2 protein-coding genes are annotated in these 3,985 nt (G+C 55.8%); both read right to left on the reverse strand.

The genetic code is table 11. The features are described from left to right. A partial coding sequence (locus ACYVG7_RS11000; protein WP_460883152.1) for a retention module-containing protein occupies positions 1 to 2,483 on the reverse strand: 2,483 nt, incomplete at its 3' end. A 290-nt stretch (positions 2,484 to 2,773) separates the two neighbouring features. Further along, complete coding sequence (locus tag ACYVG7_RS11005) at positions 2,774 to 3,898, reverse strand: PglL family O-oligosaccharyltransferase (protein WP_460883153.1); 1,125 nt, start codon at positions 3,896 to 3,898, stop codon at positions 2,774 to 2,776. Positions 3,899 to 3,985 lie beyond the last annotated feature (87 nt).

The following is a 3,985-nucleotide window of genomic DNA, read 5'->3' on the forward strand; positions in this document are numbered from 1 at the left end:
CCGCTGATGGTATTGAGCGGGAACTCGGCATCCTCGGTCACCGTGAACGGACCATCATCGACCGCATTCACCGTGTCATCAGCGATATACACTCCGAAACTGGTATCGGCGCTGTTGGTCCCATCAGACACAGACAGGCTAATCGTCTCGGTGAAACCATCGGTATTTGCATTGATGAGGGTCGGATCGTCGTTGTCGACGTTACGCAACAATTGATAGCTGTAACTAAAGGTACCAGTATCGACATCAAAGCTATCGAGCGTCAATTGGCCATACGGGGTATCTACCACACTCCCCACTAGAGCGGCGACCGTTTGGCCTGCCACAACATTCAGGGTGGTGCCAGCAATGGTGAGACTCTTGATATCGTCCAAACCATCGCTGTCGCCGATGCTGAAGGAGCCCGAGGCTTGTGCATCCGCGGCAATACCGGAACCGTCCGGCAGACCGGTTTCACTGCCCCCCAGTCCTTCGCCATGAGCCTCGATGGTCGGAATGTCATCGCTGCCGGTGATAGTAATGGTCAGATTGGCGGTGCTGGTGTCGCCATCGGCATCGGTGAGGGTATAGCTGTAGACCTGAGTCAGCGTCTCGCCTTCGGTCAACGCCTGCACACTCGGGTTACTGTTGTTCAGAGTAAAGCTGTACTCACCATTGCTCTCCAGCTCCAGAGTGCCCAGTGCACTTTCGACCGTTTGCGGGGTTACCACAGCGCCATCGGCACCTTGGGTGTCCGAGGTAAGAACGTTACCCTCGATCGTCAATAGCTCGGCATCCTCCGCGATGCTGGCACTGTCGGCCACGGCGGTCGGCACATCATCAACAATCTGGATGCTCAGGTTGCTGCTGGCGGTATCGCCATCCCGATCGGTGACCAGAATGCTGGTGTTATCCAGCAACACATCGTTGCCCGCAGCGGGATGGGCCTCATTGCCCAGCAGGGTGTAGGTGTAGCTCACTACACCATCGCTAAAGCCGGTGATGGTCAGGCTATTGCCCAGCGCGCTACTCAGCGCCACCGGATTGGCCGCTGCATCCTGCAGTTGTGCCAGGGTGACCACGACGCCACCGATAGTGATAGATTGCAGACCATCCGGAGCCGAGACACTGAAGGTGCCCTCTACGCTCAACGACTCCTTGCTGGCATCCGAGCCGTTGGCCAAGTCATCTTCGAATACCACCCCTTCACCGCCCTGGGTGGACGGCGTCAGATCGGTGATAACAATGCCGTCATCGCTACCGGTGATAGTAATGGTCAGATTGGCGGTGCTGGTGTCACCATCGGCATCGGTCAAGGTGTAGCTGTAGACCTGAGTCAGCGTCTCGCCTTCGGTCAACGCCTGCACGCTCGGGTTGCTGCTATTCAGGGTGAAAGAGTATTGACCATCAGTGCCCAAGACCAGAGATCCCAGCTCATTGGTGACCGTTTGTGCCGTCACCACGGCTCCATCCGCACCCACTTGGTCATTGACCAATACGTTCCCCGTAACGGTTGTCGTGTCATCTTCGCCAACACTCAGCACATCGTCCTGCGCCAGAGGGGCATCATCGGCCACCGTCAGCACAATTTGTCCACTGGTGATGGCACCGGCATCGTTTTGAGCCTGAATGCCGATCGCAATCGCCAGTGGGTCAGCGCCATTGTCCAAAGCACCGTCCAGGTCCACGGTATAGCTGCTGCCATCGGCGGCCAGGGTCACGGTCACAATCACAGTGCCATTCACGCTACCGGTCAGGGTGAGACCATCGTCGCTCACGACCCAGACCAGGGGTTGGCCTCCAGAGGTCAACGCAGGCTGTGTCTCGACAGGAAGGAAACTGACCGAGCCGGTCGCGCCGCCAAAATCCACATTCAGATTACCCTGCACCGTCGTAGAGCCCTGACCGGCTTGGGTCCCATCGACCAGATCAGTATCCAGTTCATTGCTGGTACTCAAATTACTTTCTGAGACGCTACTGCCATCCGGAGTGATAACAGGAGCAGGAACATCGACTACCGTCGCAGCTACCGGATTAAGTACATCCGTAGTGGCTCCCGCCTGATAGGTGGTATCAAAGCCAGCAGTCGCCAAGGTGGAGTCACCGGTCCGATCAATCGATACGAAGCCACCATTGCCACTGCCTCCGGCCCCACCACCACCCGCAGCCGGAGCACCGCCCGCCGCAGTAGCCTCAAGAGTCAGCGTCGGATCCACGCCTTCGAGTAAGGCTTGTTGAATGGCCGCCACCTCAGCTCCCACGCCAGTGGCTGCGGGTTGTGGCACGGCATCCCCAGATGGAGCAGCATTGGCAGCATCTGCAGGCGCACCACCATCCGGTGGAGCCAACTGCAAAGTGGCATCGTCTGCCAGTTGTAAGGTGGTCCCGGCCGGTAGAACCTCACCGGGCAACAGAGGGCGCGTTGCGCCATTGGCCAGTACAACCAGCACATCGCCAGTCATCTGCACGACTTGCATCGGTGCTTGAAGAGTTTGAGTACGCATAGCAGCCTCCACCCGACATGGGTTCCTTGGTTCAAGCTTAGAGGGGGAAACGAGGATGATCCGTATCAAACAATTCACAAACAACGCACATACACACAACAAATAAGTTCACAAATCGAACAAACAAGCCTTGACGTAGACCGAAGACTCGAAATAGATTCAGCTGTGCCTGAAATAAAAAATGCCAGCCGGTGTAAACCGGCTGGCATTCTCATTCATCCCAGGTGACGTATCGGGTCTATCCCCCGCCCACAGGCAAACCCATCTGTTTTTACATGAGCCTCACCCGATCAGGGCTGTGCCGCCGCCCCGGATGTCGTGGCAGTTGCTGCCGAGTTAGCCGCAGAAACAGCAGCTGATGCGGCTTGCGGTTTAAACAGCGGATCGGCGGGAAACAGACGCGCGCCCTCGGCACGCCAACGAGCGGCCTCTTCAGGTTGCTGCAAGGCATCCAGCGCCAACGCGCCATTCCAATACAGCTGGCTACGCGGCTGCACCGCATTGAACTCTGTGGCCCAGGCCACATAGGCCTGCAGTTCCGCAGCATTGTGACTTGGCATAGCATTGATCAGACGAATGGACATGACGTCATACATAAAGCGACTGAACCAGGGCAGCGGATTTATCACCCGCTCCAGCAAGGTGAAATCCTTCATGCCGCCGCGCTCAAACTGGGTGACCAGATACGCCGTCTGGATACCCGTGGCCATAAAGGGCACCGCCACCAAGGGCACCAGTATGGCTAGGGATTTCAACAGGAAGTCGAAACGGCAGGAATAACCTCGAATATCTTCACTCTCTTCATCGGTGAACCAAAGCAAACAGATCAATGCCGTCCAGTGCGCAACTGAGTGATAAAACGGATATTCCACCATGGCATGAAATAGCAAAGGCAATGGCAATGCAAATAGAGCGATACGTTTTGACCATGCATGAAAGCGTAGCACTCTGCACCAGGCCCACACCATGGTCGCCAGCCCCAGAACAGCAACCGCTCCCCCCTCAACTAACCAATAGAGGATCTCGTTATGCGGATGATCCAGATTCTGTTCAATAATACGGGCACCGGAGAGACTCTGCGGAATGGCGTAATAATTATTCACGAACGCCGATTCGAACATGCCATAACCATGGCCGAACCATGGCGCTTGCACGAACAACTCCAGACAGTGCCGCCAGTAGAGCAAACGATAATTTATTGTCAGACCGTAACTTTCCGGTGACCGACCGCCAGAATCCAAGGAAAACCAAAGACCGAAAGCGAGGCCAACTAGCATAGTCATGATCAACAAACTGACACGCTTGGGCTGGGATTTGAATGCTACAGCACATAGCAGGATGGCGGCACCTAAGGCGCCAATCTGACCTGCTCGCGACTGGATTAACACCAATAACAGGGATGAGGCGAACAGCACCAACCCTCAGAGATCCCCTCATTTTTAGAGACTCAAATAATTCCAAGTGTGCGGGTATATAAGCGGTGTTGCTTCAGGTAGTAGATA

The sequence above is a fragment of the Pseudaeromonas pectinilytica genome (assembly GCF_054780855.1).